Raw genomic sequence first — 18015 nt, 5'->3', positions numbered from 1 at the left:
GAACCCAAGCGTCCCGGAGCAGCGCGGCTAGGGTGCGCTATCGACTTCCTGGCGAGTCGGGATCGAGGGTTGTGCGCCTGCGCGCGTGACGGAAATGGCGGCCGCTCGCTGGGCGAGGCTGATTGCAGCCTCAATGGGTTGCCGTGACGCCAGCTGCGCGGCAAAGACGCCAATGAATGTATCGCCCGCCGCGGTGGTGTCGACCGCGCTTACCTTCGGCGCAGGGTAGTGTGTGCCTTCTCCGCCCGCTTCGGGCAACAGATACGCGCCTTGCGATCCGAGCGTCACGATCACGTTGCGCGCGCCCTCTCTCTGAAGTTCTTTCGCTGCCCGGCGCGCACCGCTTTGCGATTCAACCGGCAACCCCGCAAGGATCGCGGCCTCGACCTCGTTCGGAACCAGATAGTCGATCAACGGAAGCCATTCAGGCGGCAGCGGACCGGTAGCCGGCGCAGGATTCAATACGGTCAGCTTGCCGAACCGCCGGGCGGTGACGAGCGTGGCATACACCGAATCCCAGGGGGTTTCGAGCTGGCACACCACCACGTCAGCGGCCTTGATCACGGCCTCATGGCGCTTGACCATCTCGGGGGTGACCTGGCCGTTGCTGCCAGGCACTACCACGATCGTGTTCTGGCCGTCGTCCGCTACGGTGACGATCGCTACGCCGGTCGGCACCGACGGGTCGGTTTCGACCGCGCTGCAATCGATCCCTTCCGCTTCGAGCCCTGCCAGCCGCAATGCGCCGTTGGCGTCGCCGCCCACGCATCCCGCCATGGCCACGCGGCCGCCGATACGTGCAGCCGCAACCGCCTGGTTGGCGCCCTTGCCGCCGGAGATCTGCGAGAACTCATGGCCGCTGATCGTTTCGCCCGGACGGGGCAGGTGGGGTGATCGCGCGACCAGGTCGGTATTGATACTCCCCATGATGAGGACGGAGCCTTGCTTTGTTTCTTTGGACATTTTAACTTCTCCTGCTGGCGAGCCGGTAGGTCGTTGGGCTTGGGCTTTTGTTAAGGGCGCCAACAAGCGCGCCAAGCCAAGCTGAGACACTACCGGCATCGCCGAAAATAGGGATGTGTTGCATCGACCACCCGCGATTCACCCCTGCCAGGGGCGAATCAACTATCCAGAGCGCGGCTGCACGAGCGCTTGGAACCGGGCGATGCCAACGCTTACATGATGCGCCGTTTGCTGCGGTACGTATCCAGCACGACCGCCACCACAATTACCGCACCGGTGATGATCCGCTTGGTCGGCTCGTTCGCGCCGATTTGCGCAAGGCCCGCTGCCAGCACCGAAATGATCAGGACCCCAAAGAAGGTGCTGATGACAGAACCACGTCCACCCATCAGGCTGGTACCACCGATCACGACCGCCGCAATGACCTGCAGTTCGATCCCCGATCCGGCGTTCGGGTCGGCCGCCTCAAGCCGCGAGATCTGGAACAGGGCGGCAAGACCGGAGAGCAGGCCCATCAGCGCAAACACGATGACCTTGTACGGCCGCGGATTCACGCCGGCCAGCCGCACGGCTTCCTCGTTGGTGCCAATGCCGACCAGATAGCGGCCAAACACCGTTCGGGTGAGCACGAGCTGCGCCACAACCATCACGGCGATGGCAATCAGGAACGAAGGGGAAATGCCGAACGCGATGGGATTCGAGAGAAAGTCGAAGGCGTCGCCTATGTACGCCGTGCGCGAGTTCGTCATCTGGTATGCAAGGCCGCGTGCCGCTTCCAGCACACCCAGCGAGACGATGAACGAAGGGATGCGCCAACCCACCGTCACAGCGCCCGTCACGCAGCCGGTGAGCGTCGCACCGGCCATGCCGAGCAACGCGGCCGGCAGTGCCCCCCAGTGCCATTGCAAAGCAGCCACGCTGGTCACCGCAGCCCCCAGCGCCAGCACCGACCCCACCGAGAGGTCGATACCCGCAATGATCAGCACGAACGTCATGCCCACTGACATCACTACCAGATCGGGAATCTGGTTCGCGATCGTGCTGAAGGTGTCGTAGGTCAGGAAGTGCGAACTCAGCACGGAGAACAGCGCGATCATCGCGATCAGCGCACCCATCAGGCCCAGGTAGTTCGAGAAACCCAGCCGTGTGCCGATCGGTTTCGCGCTTTTGGGCGGCTCCGTCTGCAATTTCGGCGTCGTTGTTTGTACAGTCATGACTGGTGCTCCGTGATAGGGGTGTCCGGCGTCTCGGCGCCCGGTTCAATGGATTCGCCGAGGATTTTATCGCGGCCTGCGTAACCCGCGAACGCCGCGGCCAGCAGCGCGTCCTGCGACCAGTTATCGCGTTCGAAGATGCCGGTCAACCGTCCCGCCGACATCACGCCGATCCGGTCGCAGATCAGCATCAGCTCGCGCAGGTCGCTGGACACGACCACCAGCGCACGGCCTTCGCGCGCCTGGGCGCCCATCAGCGCATAGATGTCGAACTTCGCGCCGACGTCGATGCCGCGCGTGGGTTCATCGAAGAGCAGCACCGTGCAATCGCGGGCGAGCCAGCGGCCGATCACCACCTTCTGCTGATTGCCGCCCGAGAGTTCGGACACCGGTTGCGCGGCGCTCGACGTGCGGATCCGCATGGCGTCGATCTGCCTCTGCGCGAGAGCGGTCTCGCGGCGGGTATCGATAAAACCGTGCTTCGATACCGCACCGATATTGCCCAGCGAAATATTCGCGGCAATCGGCTGGGGCAGCAGCAAACCTTCGCCCTTGCGGTCTTCGGTGATGAGCGCGATACCCTGGCTCACCGCGTCGGAGGGAGACTTGATGCTGACCGTCTTGAGCGCCGCACCGCGATGCGCGACTTCAATGCTGCCGCTATCCGCCCGGTCCGCGCCGTAGATCAGCCGCATGAGTTCGGTCCGGCCCGCGCCGATCAGCCCGCTGATGCCGAAGATCTCGCCGGCCTTTACTTCAAACGATACGTCGCGCACGGCGTTGCCGCGCGTCATGCCTCGCACCTTGAATGCGGTCGCGCCAATCCGGCGTTCGCCGAGATCGATGCGCTCGCCAATATCGCGTCCGACCATCAGCGTCACGAGCTTGTCGCTGGTGAGGTTGCGCATGGCGTCGACGTGGACGAGCCGGCCGTCGCGCAGCACGGCCGCGCGTTCGGCAATCCGCGCCAGTTCTTCCAGCCGATGCGAGATATAGACCAGCGCCACGCCGCGCGCTTTCAGGCGCTCGACTTGCTCGAACAGCAGGTCGACTTCACGCGTCGTGAGCATGGCGGTGGGTTCATCGAGGATCAGCACGTGGCAATCGCCAATCAGGTTGCGCGCAATCTCGACCATCTGCTGATGACCAATGCCGAGTTCACCCACGAGCGTATCCGGGTCGATGCCGTCGAGCCCGACCTGGGCCATCGCCTGACGCGCATCTTCGCGCAGCACCGTGCGGTCGATCCAGCCGAAACCACGTTTGGGCAGACGATTCAGGAAGAGGTTTTCAGCAACGGACAACGTAGGCAGCAGGTTCAGTTCCTGCATCACCATGCGCACGCCGAGTGCTTCGGCGTCACTGCGGCTTGCCGGTGCATACGGCATACCGCCAAGCTGCATGGAGCCGGTCGTGGGCGTAACGAGACCGCCCACGATCTTCGAGAGCGTGCTCTTGCCGGCGCCGTTTTCACCTGTCAGCGCGAGCACTTCACCGGGACGCAAATGGAGCGAGACGTCCGCGAGCACCGGTTCGACGTAGGTCTTGCCGATCCCGTGAATGGTCAGCACCGGCGCTATGTCGGCGGGAGGGGCTTTATGACTTGGCATCAATATGAGGGGCTGGGACGGGTACTTGAATGCGAGTACCGCCCCGGCCGCAAAGAGCCGGGGCGTACTACACGTTTGAACAGGTAAAACCAAAGCCGGGCGCGCCGGAACACTCTACGCTCATGCGGCGTTCAGGTATGCGCCGCCGCAGCCAAGCGCGACGACGCACACCCGATAGCGCCTACCCGATGACTTGATGCGCTTACTTGGTGACCAGGTTGACCGGCGTTTCCACCACGCTCGACAGTTCCGACTGCTTCTGGTGCCCGGAGAGCGCCTTCAAAGCCGTGTCGATACCAAATACCGCCTGCTTTGCAGCGTATTGATCGGCGGTGGCAAGAACCCGGCCGTCAGCGAGCATGGGCTTGATGGCGTTGATGTTGTCGTAACCGACGACCTGCACCTTGCCCGCCTTGCCGGCTGCCCGCACTGCAGCAACCGCGCCGATCGCCATGTTGTCGTTGCCGCACAGCAGCGCTTTGACGTTCGGGTTCGCGTTCAGGATCTGCGATGCCACCGCATTGCCCTTGTCGATTTCCCAGTCGCCGGATTGCAGTGCAACAACCTTCATGCCGCCTGCTTGCATTGCGTCCTTGAAGCCTGCGGTGCGTTGTTGCGCGTTGGTCGTGGTCGACACGCCTTCGATAATGCCGACTTCATCGCCGGACTTCAGCCGCTTGGCCAGGTAATCGCCGACGAGCCGCGCACCCTTGCGGTTGTCCGGGCCAACGAAGGGCACGTTCAGGTCCTTCGACTTGAGCACGTCCGGATCAAGCTGGTTATCGATGTTCACCACGATGATCCCGGCATCCACGGCCTTCTTGATGACCGGGACGAGCGCCTTGGAGTCAGCGGGGGCGATCACGAGCGCGTCGACCTTCGAGACGATCATCTGCTCGACAATGCGAATCTGGTTCGCGGTATCGGTTTCGTCCTTGATGCCGTTGGAAATGAGCGTGAACTTGCTCGCGTTATGTGCCTGATAGTCCTTCGCGCCGGTTTCCATGGTGAGGAAGAACTCATTGGCGAGTGACTTCATCACAAGGGCGACGACGGGCTTTTTCGCCGCCTGAGCGAATGCCGACGACACCGGCAACAACGAGAATGCGGCAAATACCGCGGTTGCAGCGAGTACACGGCGCCGTGCTGGGTTGGCCTTGCGGGTCATAAAGTCTCCATGAGTTTGCTCTTCGGTCTACTGAGGAGTAGCCGGCGAGTCGTTTGGTCGGTCAGGCAGTTAGCCGGGTAATCAATTTGAAAGGACCTTCTTGTTGCCGCCTTGCTTTAACGCTGAAACGCGAAAACCCGATGCATGAGCCGTGGCGTGTATCGGCCGCAAACTGCGAGCCGCAATCTGCGAACGGCGACCACGAGCGGCAAACCGGCCCATCGGGGTCTAATGCTATCCTCGCGATTCGCGATAATCTACCTCTAAAATCGAAAGCGAGCGTTTCAAAAATGGAACACGTTGACTGGGACGACCTGCGGCTTTTACTCGCCATCGCCCGCGAGGGAACCATGAGATCCGCCGCTGCCGCGTGCGATCTTAGCGCGGCCACGCTGTCGCGCCGCTTGACCGAGCTTGAACGAAGATTAGGTGAACCCCTGATTGACCGCGTGCCTTCCGGCTGCGCAGTCACGGCGTTCGGGCAGCGTGTGCTTGCATGGGCCGAGCAGATGGAGGCGCTGGCGCACCAGATTGAGCGGGCAGGGGATGTCACGGGTTCTCATGGTCTTGAAGGCACGGTCAGGATCAATGCGGTCGAGTGGATGTCCTACATCCTGATGAAGCTGCTGGGTTCCTTCCAGGAAAGGTTTCCGGGACTGGCCATTGAAGTGCTGACCTCGCAGCAACCGTATAACCTCGCCCGGCGCGAAGCGGACATTGCCATCTGGTCGGAATGCCCGGACGAGGGCGACCTGTATGTACGCCGGATCGGCAAGGTCCGCTTTGGTTTATATGCGTCGCGAGACTATTACCTTCGCCACAAGGTGGCCATCAAGAAGAAGGAATGGAGCAAGCTGTCCTTCGTCGGTTATGACGAGCGCCGGGGCGATCATCCCGCGGCGCGCTGGCTCAGGACATTGCCGGGTGCGCCTGCGCCGAGCCTTCGGAGCAGCTATGTGCTGGGCGTGTTCGACGGCGTGCTGGGCGGCTCGGGGCTGGGTGTGCTCGCGCAACTGGCGGGTGACACGACCAGCGATCTTGTCTGCATCGAACCGCATATCAGGGAACTGGACCAGGATGTCTGGATGGTCTTGCACCCGGCGCTGCGCGGGAGCGAGCGCATCCGGGCGGTGTCCAACCTTGTCGCCGATATTTTCAGGTGACTCAGGGCGTGGCCCGGCGGTTCGGCAGTTGCCGCGACCGGTCAGTGGGCATGGAGATTATCGGTTGCTTCGATGTGTCCATTTAAAGGACACGGTTTTTGAACGCGGCTGATAAATATCGGGGCATTCCATCTGCCATAATCCGGTCGGTTTCGCTTTGTTCAAAGAACTCGGAAATTCCATGAAACCCAATAATAAATGGCGGTACGGGGTAGTTCTATTGGCAGGCGCGGTGGTCTGCACGGCGGCTTGTGCGGTCACCACTGCAACCAATGCGATAGCGGCAGGGCCTGCCGGGCAGGATTCGTCGTCGGTATCGGGGAATGCGCTTGGCGACGCAAGTGCGCGGCGCAGCTTGCTTAGTAATGGCGCGGCTGACGAACCGCAAGCTCCCGGGAATGGAAGTATTACAGAGCTGCAGCAGATGATTCGCGACGGCAAGGTAATAGAAATGCGCACCACTTATAACGGCAGCTATGGTGCGAGCATGTTGTTCTATCCCGACCAGATGACATATTACGTCGCGCTGTTCCAGCAAAAGAAATTCTGGCGCGTGATCAAGACGCAGACCGATACCCGCGCAGAAGCGGTGTATGCGGACTTCGCGAAGACCACGGCCCAGCTCGCCGATTCGGAAATCCGCCGCGAGAAGTTGCAGGCTGAGAACGCCTTCTCGGACCGGCTGATTGCATTGCAGCAGAACCGCGCGAACCGCTTGCAAGCCGATGTCGATGTGGCGCGCGCGCAGCAAAGCCAGGTTGTTGATCGTCAGGCACAGCAGCAGGAAGCTATTCGGACGTTGCGGGCGCAGCAGGACGCGGCGCAAGCTGAATTGCGCGTGTTGCAGACCAGGGTGCAGGATCTTCAGCGTCAGGCGGATGCGGATTTGATGCCCGCATCGCAGTGATTTTGGGGGAGCGGTCGGAGTTGATGCACAGCAACCCCGTCCGCTAGCCGGCGTTTAAATCGCCTGTTCGACATTCGCCCGGCTCACCGCCTTGCCGCCCACCAGACACACAATCAGGGCGGCTAGCAAGAGCGCACACAACGCCAGCCGAAGACCCAGGAAACCCGCGCCCAGCCCGATCAGCGGCGGTCCTATCAGAAAGCCGGCATAACCCGCCGTGGCAGCCATCGAAACGCCCACCGCCGGCGTTTTCGTCGAACGGCCCGCCGCACTGAAGATCACCGGCACGATGTTGGAAAGGCCAATGCCCACGAGCGCAAACCCCACGCAAGCCGTCACTACGTTTGGATAACCGAGCACCAGCGCCAGACCAAGGGCCGCAATCAGCCCTCCCGACGCAACCACGACGCTGGAGCCCAGGCGTCGAACCGATACATCGCCAACCACGCGGCATGCCGCCATCGCAAAGGCAAACGACGAATAACCGAGCGCCGCCGCACTTGCCTGCGTGTCGAGTGCCGAGCGCAGGAACACCGCGCTCCAGTCCGCCACCGCGCCTTCCATCAGCATGCAGAGAAAGGCAAGGGCAGCGAGTTTCATCACGCCCGCGCTAGGCAATACAAAACCGCTGGCAGAAGCCAATACTCGCGGGCCGATATCCCGCAGCGCCACTAAAGCGCTTGTCACGATGAGCGCGCCGATCACGAGGTCGGGGAGCAGCAATCCGCCCATCATGCCGATGCCGTTAGCCTGAAGCGCCGCGCCTCCCGCCGCCCCCAACAAACCACCCATGCTCCAGGCCGCATGAAAAGACGACATGATCGGTGCCCGCCATTCCCCTTCGATTGCGCTGGCGTGTCCGTTCATCGATACATCCAGCGCCCCGTTCGCGGCGCCTAACGTGAACAGCACGACGCATAACAAAGCGAAGTCAGGTACCAGCGCAGGCAAGGGCAGGGCAACAACAAATGCAATGCCGAGGAGTGCGGTGACGCGGCCGCTTCCAGAGCGCGACGCGAGCCGGCCGGCAAGCGGCATGGCGACAATCGCGCCCAACGCAAAACAGAACAGTGCAATCCCCAGCGATGCATCGCTAAGCGACAGCGACTCCTTGATCCGCGGGACTTCGACGGCCCACGCGCCTATGCCCAGCCCGTTAGCGAGAAACACAGCCGTGGTGGCAATACGTTCGGCAACCGGTTTCATGGTCGAGCCCCCGCGTGAGCCACGATCACGCTGCCGCAGATTTTTTCGAACTCGCTTAGCCGCTGCGCGGGGACATCCGGCTCCACGATCAGATGCTCAACGCCGGACGCCCCCACCACGAAGAAGGGCGCCGCGGTCATCAACTTCTCGGAGGTCATTGCGATGGCGACCTGGCCGCTTGACTTGACCATCGCACGTTTAAGCTCGGCTTCCTCCGCCTCGAACGCACCCACACCCTCGTCCGGGTCGATGGCGCACGCGCCGAGGAAACACAGGTCGGCCTTGATCTGCTGAACCTGCAAAAGCGCGGTGGAACCGATCGACCCCGCGCCACGCGCACTCATCCGGCCGCCGATCAGAATGACATCGAAACCGGGGCGATCGAGCAAACGCGAGCAGGCATCGGGCGAATTCGTCACGACTGTCAAGCCCGCGTTATCCGGGAGCGCCGCCGCGATAGCGACGTTGGTCGACCCTGCATCGAGCAGGATGATCTGCCGCGGCCGGACAATGGACGCCGCCGCAGCGGCCAGTTGGGCCTTCCGGTCGGCGGCTTCGCGCAGGCGGGTAGACCCGGCCGGTGCGGAAGGCGAGATCAGCAGCGCCCCGCCGTACACCCGTTTGCAATGACCCGCGTCCACCAGGTCACGCAGATGGCGGCGAACCGTGTGTTCGGACGTGTTGAATTCAAGCGCAAGTTCGGCCGCCAGCACGCGGCCGTGCGTTCGCAGCCTCTCGAGAATCAGGTTTGCGCGTTCGTCGGGAAGCAACCCGTCTACGGCGTCACGCCGGGTTCTTTGCATGCTGTCGGTCTCCGCCGGGAAATATCCGTTCATCGTTGAATCGAGCACAATCGAGCATAATTTAACGTAAACGAGCGAATGGAGGCAACTATTTTGACGGGCGTATTTCGTGGTGGACGTGCTCGACCCCACTGCGCTCAGCAGAACTGGCAGTCCAGGGAGCCGTCATCGATTATTCAGGGCGCAAAGAAACGGTGCGGGTCCCATGTAAAGGAACCGCACCGGGCATGGATAAATGCGTTTGTGTGGTGGCTGGGCAGCCCCGTCAGGACGAGAATCCTGACGGGGCGACGCCACCTTCAGGCGAGGTCAAACCGGTCGAGGTTCATGACCTTGACCCAGGCGGCGACGAAGTCGTGGACGAATTTTTCCTGCGCGTCCTCGGTTGCATAGACTTCACTCAGGGCCCGGAGCTGAGAGTGCGATCCGAAGATCAGATCGACACGGCTGCCGGTCCACTTTTTCGCGCCGGTCTTGCGGTCACGCCCCTCGAACACGTCTCGCGCCGACGAGACCGGCAGCCATTCCGTACCCATGTCGAGCAGGTTGCGGAAGAAGTCGTTGGTCAGCGTTCCCGGCCGGTCCGTGAATACGCCATGCGAGTTCTTCCCGCCGACGTTCAGCGCGCGCAAGCCGCCGATGAGCACCGTCATCTCAGGCGCGCTCAGCGTCAGCAATTGCGCCTTGTCGATCAGCAAAGCCTCGGCCGGTACCTTGTATTTGCCCCCAAGGTAATTGCGGAAACCATCGGCGGCCGGCTCGAGCGCCGCGGCGGATTCCACGTCGGTCTGTTCCTGCGAGGCGTCCATGCGGCCCGGCGAGAAAGGCACGGTTACCTGATGCCCGGCGTTTTTCGCTGCCTGCTCGATGCCTGCGTTCCCAGCCAGCACAATCAGGTCGGCCAGCGAGACCTTCTTGCCGCCGGACTGTGCGCCGTTGAACTCGCCCTGGATGCCTTCGAGGACCTTCAGCACCTTCGACAACTGCTCGGGCTCGTTGACCTGCCAGTCCTTCTGCGGTGCGAGGCGAATACGCGCGCCATTGGCGCCGCCACGCTTGTCGGAACCACGGAAGGTGGATGCCGACGCCCAGGCGGTCGACACCAGCTCCGGCACAGACAGCCCCGACGCCAGGATCTTCTGCTTGAGCGACGCGATGTCATGCTCTCCGGCCAGCGGATGGTTGACCGCCGGAATGGGGTCCTGCCACAACAGCTCTTCGGCCGGCACTTCCGGTCCAAGGTAGCGCACGCGCGGTCCCATGTCGCGATGGGTCAGCTTGAACCAGGCGCGGGCGAAGGCGTCCGCCAACTGTTCAGGATGCTCCAGGAAGCGCCGCGAGATCTTCTCGTAGATGGGGTCGAAGCGTAGCGAGAGGTCGGTGGTGAGCATCGTCGGCAGTTGTTTCTTCGACGGATCGTGAGCATGCGGGATGGTTGCGCCGCCATCCTTCGCGACCCACTGATTGGCGCCGGCGGGGCTCTTGGTCAGTTCCCATTCGTGGCCGAACAGGTTCTGGAAGAAGCCGTTGCTCCACTGCGTCGGCGTGCTGGTCCAGGTGACCTCCAGACCGCTGGTGATCGCATCGCCACCCTTGCCGCTGCCGAAGCTGCTTTTCCAGCCCAGCCCCTGGTTCTCAAGATCGGCGGACTCGGGTTCGGGACCCACGTTGTCCGCAGGACCCGCACCGTGCGTTTTGCCGAATGTGTGGCCACCGGCAATCAGCGCGACGGTTTCCTCGTCGTTCATGGCCATGCGCGCGAAGGTTTCGCGGATATCGTGCGCCGCGGCGAGCGGATCAGGATTGCCGTCGGGACCTTCCGGGTTGACATAGATCAGGCCCATCTGCACGGCGCCCAACGGATTCTCGAGGTTGCGTCCGCTGTCGGTGCGGCTGGTTTCGCTGCCGTGCAGCTCTGAGTCGGCCACGATCACGCCTTCGTCGTCGCTGCCTGCGGCGCCCTTGCCATAGCGGACGTCGCCGCCCAGCCAGGTCTTTTCATTGCCCCAGTAAACGTCCTGATCCGGCTCCCACGTGTCCTCACGACCGCCGCCGAAACCAAAGGTCTTGAAGCCCATGGTCTCGAGCGCGACATTGCCGGTGAGGATCAGCAGGTCCGCCCACGAGAGTTTCTGGCCGTACTTCTGCTTGATCGGCCAGAGCAGGCGCCGGGCCTTGTCCAGGCTGACATTGTCCGGCCAGCTGTTGAGCGGAGCAAAACGCTGCTGGCCGCGCCCGGCACCACCGCGGCCGTCGCCGATGCGGTACGTGCCGGCACTGTGCCAGGCCATGCGGATGAATAGCGGACCGTAGTGACCGAAGTCCGCCGGCCACCAATCCTGAGAGTCGGTCATGAGTGCCGCAAGATCCTTCTTCACCGCGGCTAGGTCGAGGCTCTTGAAAGCCTCGGCGTAGTTGAAGCTGTTGTCCAGGGGGTTCGACTTGCTGGAGTGCTGGCTGAGCAGGTCCACCCGCAGTTGTTTCGGCCACCAGTCGCGGTTCGTCGTGCCGCCGCCGGCGGCGTGATTGAACGGGCACTTTGCTTCATTTGACATGCGTTATCTCCTTGAGAGGACATACCCACTACTTATTTTTTAGGGGTGTCAGGCTTTCATGGTGCATTGCATCGATAACCCCGCGCCCGCGGGTCTGCCGGGAAATCCCGTGGTGGGCTCTTGCTGTTGATCACCCGAGGCGCAATCCAAAATTCCCGCAAGTGATGTTGTAGCGTACATTTAAAGAGCACTGCTCGCGCTGGCGAGCCTACTCCAGTTAAATATAAGCTTGTGTGACCATCAACAGAATTAGATTCGTGCAATGCCGTTGATAGGTCGCCGCTATATCGTGACTCGTCGCGAGCGCTTTTTTGTATCGATTCTTGATAACTATAGGCGCAACAAGGGCGGCTTCTGCAACAGCTTCGTGAAGCCAGGCGTCTCACACATTTACGGTGACGGATTGCATCCGGCTGTCTGACACGGTGCAGCAACTTTCGATGCAGCATCAGGCAACGCTTCAAATACACAAGATCTGGTCCGACGCCTCAACTGCTCACAACGAGTCCGCCTATGACCCGGGAGTCCAGCGATGAACAATAATGCTGGACTCGTTGTAGTTGTCCTTCGTGACCACGTACTCACCGGTCGATCGCAGATATGACCTCAGGCCATACATGGAATCGACGTCACTGCCTACATCCACCGTCGTCGGATTGGCATTGATCAAGGTGGTGTCGAGGTTGCCCGTAGAGAGATTGAAAGCGTCGATGTTGGGCACGGTATGCACATATCCGACGAACAGATAGTTGCCGGCTGCCGTGATCGATTTCGGATTGGCGCTGGTGAGGTTGATCACCGGATTCGGCGAGCTCTGGTTTCCTGCGAGCCAGCCGTGATACACCTCGACCCTTGTTCCTATCGACGTCCAGTCCGTGCTGCCGACTATGCCTTGCGCGAGGATCATGGTGTCGCTTTCCGGGAGGTAGATGATCCCGGTCAACGGCAGGATGGACCTTGGCGTGGCGTATGCAATGCCTGCTCCCCAGCTTGGCTTGCCATTGGCGTCAAAGCCGGTCAACGGGTAGTAGTAGATCATGTTCGTCCTGTCCGGGCCGGCCCAGACGTTGCCGTTGCTGTCGAGGCAGAATCCACCCGTGATCAATGTAGTCGAATTGAATGCCGTGCCCGGCAGGGATCCGTCCGGTATGGCGATGTAGCCATTGGCCGCGTTGAAGTGGAAGAAGTAGAAGATGCCCGGATTCTGGCCGGCTGCCACAAGGATCCGGTTGGCGCCGACGGTGGCAATTTGCGCGAAGTGCTGACCGCGCTGCGTGTCGTTCATGTCGATTCGCGGGTCGGACGGATAGTCGATCGGGTCAACGGTGTTTGCCACGAACGTTCCGCCGGCGGTGCCGGTGTAGACGTTGAAGCCGCCATAGAAGTACGCGCCGTCTGTGGCGGGGTCAGGTGCGCCGTTGCCTTCAAAGTTCAGCGCCTGAAGTTTCCATCGCAGGATGCCCAAGCTGTCGTAGGCATGGATGTCGGTATTGCCGTTGCGGCCGAGGTCCCAGGTTCCGCCCCACGGATTGTTGAGTACATAGAGGTTGCCGGCGAAGTCCTTGCCAATGCCCGCAACGCGGGTGAAACGCTTGTCCCCGACCTGGCCTTTGATTCCAGTCGTTGTGTCGAGATATCCGCCTTGAATGCCGAATGTGCCGACCTGGGTTGGCTGAGTTGATACACCGGCGATCTGGTAGATCTTGATGTTCATGTCGGGCCCTTCGTCGCCGACCAGAAGCTGTCCGGCCGTTGAGTCGAAATACAGCGCGGACGGGCGGGATGTGGCGGGCATCTGGATCGTATTCAATGCGGCGCCCGAAGGACTGAATTCGACGATCGTGCCGGCATTCTCTTGCGCGACCCAGACGTTGCCGGCGCTGTCCAGGGCGAGCGCCCCAGGACCTGCAACGTTGATATCGGTTTGCCAGACACCGTCGGTGCTGTACACCCGCACGCGATTTCCAGGAAAGTCGCTTGCATAGAGGAGGGAACCTGATGTCGCGAGCCCGGTGATGACATCACCACGCGTCTGCGTCGTGGTTGCGCTGACGGAGATGGCGAGGTCGCGTGTTTTAGTGGTCCGGTTATATCGCCCAACCCAGCCGCTGCCATTCGTCCTGTCATATTGCAAGGCAGCAAAGATTGAGGTTGCATTGCCCGTAATGGCGCTGCCCTGGAACTCGTTGTGCAAACCGATGGAACCCATGTTTTGGCGATTGCCGTATATGGCGACCCCGCCTTCGTTTTCGTCCCACAGGGATGCCGTATAAATGATTCCTTCAGGCGCTACCCACATTGAACGGGCACCATTACCAACATAGGTGGAACTCGTTCCATATGTGTTCGCTACCCAGTCCGTGGTGTACTGCGCCTGAGATTCCGATGTAATTGCCGCGATCAGCACAGCGGCAGTCAATACGGCACGGATGCATTTTTTTAACATGAGGAATGTTCGCCTGATGATCGAAGGTGTGGGCGCTTGATTGCCTTTGACGCGGGCACTAAGCAGCGTGTGGTTCGAGGCCGCGCGGATACCGGGGACGCAAGCGTTATGCAAGCGTTATGCGGGCTGCCGCGAGCAGTGATTGCAATGATGCCAATCGCTGAAGCCCCAGCGGCGAGCGCATGCGGATTAATCAGAACGGCGGCCGGATAAAGAAAATGAACTTGGCGCTAGCGTCCAGCGACCGTTTTTATTGCTTAGCGTCAACGCAGTTCTGAAGCGCATAGGCCATGTGCCCTTTGTATTTTACAAAGGGCTAAATTCTCGAAAAAACCGTCCGGTAACAACTTTATAGCCTCCCGCTAAGGACATACCGCGATAACTGATTGCAAATCTAAAATAGTCGAAAAGTTGTCAACAAAAAATGAAAATAAATGGCTGGCCTTAATCCGATGTCATCGGCGTGAATGAATGAGTCGTGGTCGCCGGGAACCCCAATATCGCAGTTTGCGCAAACGCGGCGAATCGACCGGGGTCAATTTCACGTCGACAATCTGTTCATGAACCCGGTGCGGTTGGGCCAGGCATTGGATCGATGTATGAATGTTTGGGCCGAGGACCCGTCGAAGCAGGGCGCCTTCGATAACCGCTGCCTGGACGAAGGGGGAGTGACCGCGTGGGAGAACGGTCGAAGTTGCCTGAATTGGGTCCAAGGTAGGACGTTCGACCCGCTCCAAAGCGCTCGTTCACTCGCTGACGGACTCGACGCATATTCCTGGATCACCCACAATCTTTCCGGTTCGTTTATATAAATTCCACCAGACAATCGCGTAGTAACGACATGCTTATCCCGACCAGGTAGCGTGAGAAATGCGCCGGGGCACTTAACACACAGAGTTCATATGGATCTCCTTCGATTCGACGAATAACATGCCTCCGTTGGGCGATAACGAAGGCGGTGGGGTAGCTCAGACTGCCCCCAAGCGGAAAGCGCCCTGTCCATCTTTCAAGGTTCTGCGGCTCGCCCGATATGCTAAGCTGTTAAGCAGTGCTGCGCACAAACGTAACGCGCGATCGATTTCTTTTCTCGGAAGATTAAAGAGGGGAAGCGACCATGAAAATCCTATGGGTCGATGACCACGAAATTCTTTGCGTTGCGCTTTCCGAATATGTCCAAACACACGCGTCGGAGTTGAGCGCAACCCCAATCGACATCACGCCCGTATTTACGCTTGCCAGCGCGCTTGAAGAAGTAAACAAGACACCTCCCCCGGACCTGGTATTTCTGGATCTTAATCTGGATGGTGAGAACCGTGGCGCCACTACGCTTGAACATTTCCAGGCAGGCAATCCATCCAATGTTCCGGTGGTCATCTGCACGGGACTCGCTCCGGGAAACGATCATGAAGTTGAAATTTTGCGAATGTGCATGCGTGACTACTCCGCTCGAGGAATCCTTTTGAAAGGCGGCGCGCACAAAAAAATGTTCATTGGATTGAGCAGGATTTTAGGAGGTGAACTCTGGATTCCGGAAGAAGTCTTGCTGCGCTTTGCCTGCTCGACACAAACGCCTTCAGCTAGCCGGAATCAGCATCATCTTGGACTTTCTCCGCGGGAGTGGGACTTGGCGCGTTGCATTGCACGTGGCCTCTCAGGGAAACAGATCGCAAGAGAGCTTAACGTCTCCGAGGGACATGTCAGACAGGTTTCATGTGTTATTTACGACAAACTTCAAGTCAGAAACCGCGTTGAAGCTGCACTTAGAGTCAATGCCGAACTGGCCCTTGGAAGGGGGGGCAGATAGGGGCGTGTCATGAAGATCTCTGCTACCCACTCTTTATGTCCGCTGCCATCACTTTCACCCGCCTTTGATCACTGCTGTTGGCTTATGTTTTGCAAGTACGGTCAATAAGGTCTGTTCCGAAACGGGTTTCGACAAAAGCTTCATGCCACTGACGGCGACTTTTTTGAGCACAGCTGACGAGGTGTCCCCCGACCACAGGATCGCAGGGATCGAAGTGCCGGTAGCAGCGCGGACCGCCGCAATCGCAGCCACACCGTCCTCGTTTTCCAGCCGGTAGTCAGAGAGGATGAAGTGTGGACCATCTGCCAAAGCCTCAATGCGCAACTGCTCGATGACGTCGGATGATGATTCTCCCGCCACGACGTAGCATCCATGCTCGATCAGGCGCATCGATATTTCGATTCTCAGGTCGCTATTGTCCTCGATGATCGCCACGACCATATTGGTCAAGTCCGGGTCGCCGTTTTCAACCGTTTGAACCCCGAGCAACTCTGGCGGTATGAGTCCTATGAAGGGGACCGTCAGCGAAAAATGCGATCCCCGTCCTGGTGTGGAGTCCACGTCCAGTGTGTGACCAAGAAGGTTCGCGAGACCCTGGACAATGGACAGACCCAGGCCGAACCCTTTTTCGCGATTCCTCTCGGGATTATTGACCTGTACATAGCTTTTGAAGATATCCGCCTGTCTCCCTTCAGGAATACCGATCCCGTTGTCCCAGACGCTTATCTTTACGCGGTCGCTACGCCTCTGGCAACTCACCAGAATATGTCCGCTCTTTCCTCCCTGTTCGGAAGGCGTGTAACGGACCGCATTGATCACCATATTCCGGACGATCCTGTCCAACGCATATCGATCCGTACGGACCAGATAGGGTCGGCTATGGAGTCTTAACTTCAGCCCCTTCGCTGCGGCCAGCGGCTGCATATCCACGACTATGCCGCGTAAAAGGGAAGGCAGCGCCACCTCCTGAATTTCTACATTCCAGGTGCCGGACTCGAGGCGGCAGATATCCAGCGCCCCGTTGATCATGCCTTCCATTGCATCCACTTGCCTTTGCGCAATCGAGACGTCTTCGGCCAGATTGGCCGATTTAATGCTCCGTTCGATGAAATTTAACTTCAAACCGAGCGTCGTGAGCGGTTGGCGCAAGTCATGGCTTATTGCAGCGATAAGCAGGTTTTTCTCCGCCTTTGCCGCTTCAGCCCGCCCTCGCGCCTCATCGAGAATGATTTCTTTAACATAGGCGCGTTTCTGACTGTAAAAAATAAACCACGCGAGGAAACAATAACCAATTAGTTGAGCCGTGTAAAAGCCTAGCATTGCCGGCCGGTAAATATATAGGGGTGGTCCCAAGCTAAATCCGAACGGGATAGCGCCGAGTACGAATGAACCTAAATTCGCACGAAGACTGGGTGCGAGCAGCAGCAAGGTAAATGTGTGGCTGATTAGCGTGTACTCAAGGAAGCCGGAACTGGCCAATTTGATGTAGGGAGCATGGTCCGAGAAATCGGGTGGGATTAGCCCAAAGCTACCCGCCGCCCACCAGAACGATGTCAGTGTGACGGCTGCAGCCCATGCCCAGTGCATCTGCTCGACTGCGTTGGCGCCGGCGTGCTTCGGGAGCGCCATGGTCCTTTTCAGTAAGTATGCCGCCATGGGAGTGGCTATCCCCCACAGTCCCAGGATCCAGACGACACGGAACCAAAGATAGCTATCTGACGTTTTGATCCACGATCCATATACGCACAACAGCGAGGCTCCGACCGACACTAGCGCGGTCCAACATACCGCTCGACGGGACAGCGATTGCAATAACTCACGTTTGACAAAGAGATTCTGCTCAGCACTGAGTGCTGCAACCGGTCCCAGAAAAGGATTCACACATTCAGCGAATCTGCGGCGCCCAATTTTGTGAGCCGTTTCACCCGCGCACAGTGATGAGCCGGTCCCGGGCTTTTCGCCCGCGTCAGAATCACGTCGTGTTTGAATACGGGATGCCATAGCAGGCCTCCGGGAATCAAGTGCAGCTACGCTCCGTTGTACTAGCTTTGTGTTCTCCTGCCATCACTTTCACCCGCCTTTGAACCGCCCCGGGTTCCGTGGAGGCTGTTGGGTTTAAGTTACGCTGTCATTGGGACAGTTTGATTAGAGAGTTGCCGGTAGTAGTTTGCTTCCG

General features: G+C 59.8%; 12 protein-coding genes. 3 read left to right on the top strand and 9 right to left on the bottom strand.

Features of this window, described 5'->3' with window-relative positions:
• Positions 1-27 precede the first annotated feature (27 nt).
• The 4 genes from rbsK to ABH944_RS09580 form a co-directional block, all read right to left on the bottom strand.
• Complete coding sequence (gene rbsK, locus ABH944_RS09595) at positions 28-963, bottom strand: ribokinase (RefSeq protein ID WP_097274094.1); 936 nt, start codon at positions 961-963, stop codon at positions 28-30.
• A gap of 212 nt (positions 964-1175) precedes the next feature.
• Complete coding sequence (locus ABH944_RS09590; protein ID WP_404606507.1) at positions 1176-2177, bottom strand: ABC transporter permease; 1002 nt, start codon at positions 2175-2177, stop codon at positions 1176-1178.
• Positions 2174-3787 (bottom strand): sugar ABC transporter ATP-binding protein, encoded by a 1614-nt coding sequence (locus ABH944_RS09585; RefSeq protein ID WP_404606505.1) that lies wholly within the window; start codon positions 3785-3787, stop codon positions 2174-2176. The genes ABH944_RS09590 and ABH944_RS09585 overlap by 4 nt, the downstream gene beginning before the upstream one ends.
• 202 nt (positions 3788-3989) lie before the next feature.
• Positions 3990-4955, bottom strand: a complete 966-nt coding sequence (locus ABH944_RS09580; protein ID WP_404606503.1) for a sugar ABC transporter substrate-binding protein — start codon at positions 4953-4955, stop codon at positions 3990-3992.
• Between the two features lie 290 nt (positions 4956-5245).
• Here ABH944_RS09580 and ABH944_RS09575 point away from each other — a divergent pair, with 290 nt between their 5' ends.
• Positions 5246-6118 carry a LysR family transcriptional regulator gene (locus ABH944_RS09575; protein WP_062091362.1) on the top strand — a complete coding sequence of 291 codons (873 nt, stop codon included), beginning with the start codon at positions 5246-5248 and terminating at the stop codon, positions 6116-6118.
• 181 nt (positions 6119-6299) lie between these two features.
• The gene (locus ABH944_RS09570; RefSeq protein ID WP_404606501.1) at positions 6300-7025 is read left to right on the top strand and encodes a DUF2968 domain-containing protein; all 726 of its coding nucleotides are present in this window, start codon (positions 6300-6302) and stop codon (positions 7023-7025) included.
• A 54-nt stretch (positions 7026-7079) separates the two neighbouring features.
• On the opposite strand, the gene ABH944_RS09565 is transcribed toward ABH944_RS09570, so the two are convergent.
• From ABH944_RS09565 to ABH944_RS09550, 4 genes are all read right to left on the bottom strand, one after another.
• Entirely contained in the window at positions 7080-8231 is a 1152-nt protein-coding gene (locus ABH944_RS09565) for an MFS transporter (RefSeq protein WP_404606499.1), read from the bottom strand.
• Entirely contained in the window at positions 8228-9034 is an 807-nt protein-coding gene (locus ABH944_RS09560) for a DeoR/GlpR family DNA-binding transcription regulator (RefSeq protein ID WP_404606498.1), read from the bottom strand. Before ABH944_RS09560 ends, ABH944_RS09565 begins: the two co-directional genes overlap by 4 nt.
• A 299-nt stretch (positions 9035-9333) precedes the next feature.
• Positions 9334-11589: a catalase/peroxidase HPI gene (gene katG, locus ABH944_RS09555; protein ID WP_404606496.1), complete on the bottom strand. Its 2256-nt coding sequence runs from the start codon at positions 11587-11589 to the stop codon at positions 9334-9336.
• Between the two features lie 511 nt (positions 11590-12100).
• Complete coding sequence (locus ABH944_RS09550; RefSeq protein WP_404606495.1) at positions 12101-14035, bottom strand: SMP-30/gluconolactonase/LRE family protein; 1935 nt, start codon at positions 14033-14035, stop codon at positions 12101-12103.
• Positions 14036-15149: 1114 nt separating this feature from the next.
• On the opposite strand from ABH944_RS09550, the gene ABH944_RS09545 reads away from it, so the two are divergent.
• Positions 15150-15839, top strand: coding sequence for a LuxR C-terminal-related transcriptional regulator (locus ABH944_RS09545; RefSeq protein WP_404606494.1), 690 nt, complete (start codon positions 15150-15152; stop codon positions 15837-15839).
• Between the two features lie 54 nt (positions 15840-15893).
• On the opposite strand, the gene ABH944_RS09540 is transcribed toward ABH944_RS09545, so the two are convergent.
• Complete coding sequence (locus ABH944_RS09540; protein WP_404606493.1) at positions 15894-17468, bottom strand: ATP-binding response regulator; 1575 nt, start codon at positions 17466-17468, stop codon at positions 15894-15896.
• Between the last annotated feature and the right edge of the window lie 547 nt (positions 17469-18015).

Origin of the sequence: Caballeronia udeis (genome assembly GCF_044909315.1) — a bacterium.
GTDB classification, from domain to species: domain Bacteria; phylum Pseudomonadota; class Gammaproteobacteria; order Burkholderiales; family Burkholderiaceae; genus Caballeronia; species Caballeronia udeis_A.
The sequence above is the reverse complement of the archived record's forward strand: the minus strand, read 5'-3'. Positions and strand labels throughout refer to the sequence as shown.

Coding starts and splice junctions, on each gene's coding strand:
- ABH944_RS09575 (WP_062091362.1), top strand. CDS start 5,246: ATGGAACACGTTGACTGGGACGACCTGCGGCTTTTACTCGCCATCGCC.
- ABH944_RS09580 (WP_404606503.1), bottom strand. CDS start 4,955: ATGACCCGCAAGGCCAACCCAGCACGGCGCCGTGTACTCGCTGCAACC.
- ABH944_RS09540 (WP_404606493.1), bottom strand. CDS start 17,468: ATGGCGCTCCCGAAGCACGCCGGCGCCAACGCAGTCGAGCAGATGCAC.
- ABH944_RS09560 (WP_404606498.1), bottom strand. CDS start 9,034: ATGCAAAGAACCCGGCGTGACGCCGTAGACGGGTTGCTTCCCGACGAA.
- katG (WP_404606496.1), bottom strand. CDS start 11,589: ATGTCAAATGAAGCAAAGTGCCCGTTCAATCACGCCGCCGGCGGCGGC.
- ABH944_RS09590 (WP_404606507.1), bottom strand. CDS start 2,177: ATGACTGTACAAACAACGACGCCGAAATTGCAGACGGAGCCGCCCAAA.
- ABH944_RS09550 (WP_404606495.1), bottom strand. CDS start 14,035: ATGTTAAAAAAATGCATCCGTGCCGTATTGACTGCCGCTGTGCTGATC.
- rbsK (WP_097274094.1), bottom strand. CDS start 963: ATGTCCAAAGAAACAAAGCAAGGCTCCGTCCTCATCATGGGGAGTATC.
- ABH944_RS09570 (WP_404606501.1), top strand. CDS start 6,300: ATGAAACCCAATAATAAATGGCGGTACGGGGTAGTTCTATTGGCAGGC.
- ABH944_RS09565 (WP_404606499.1), bottom strand. CDS start 8,231: ATGAAACCGGTTGCCGAACGTATTGCCACCACGGCTGTGTTTCTCGCT.
- ABH944_RS09545 (WP_404606494.1), top strand. CDS start 15,150: ATGAAAATCCTATGGGTCGATGACCACGAAATTCTTTGCGTTGCGCTT.
- ABH944_RS09585 (WP_404606505.1), bottom strand. CDS start 3,787: ATGCCAAGTCATAAAGCCCCTCCCGCCGACATAGCGCCGGTGCTGACC.